Source organism: Sphingomonas sp. Leaf25 (assembly GCF_001421635.1).
Classification (GTDB): Bacteria; Pseudomonadota; Alphaproteobacteria; order Sphingomonadales; family Sphingomonadaceae; genus Sphingomonas.
Window position 1 is genome coordinate 462,659 of sequence record NZ_LMKU01000023.1, and the last position, 206, is coordinate 462,864.

Below are 206 nucleotides of genomic sequence, written 5' to 3' on the forward strand. Positions count from 1 at the left end.
CTCCCCCACCCGACCACCCAATCAGGATACGCTGTGGGTGGTCGGGTGGGGGAGCGGGCTGGTGCCGCAACTGGATCAATGCATCGGCGCGCTGGCCTCGACCTTTTCGACCCATGCCGGATAGAAGACCGGCTGCCGCAGCGACCAGCCCGAGGCGGTGGCGGCGGCTTCGCTGAGCGACTGGAGCAGTTTGCGGCGCAGTTCGG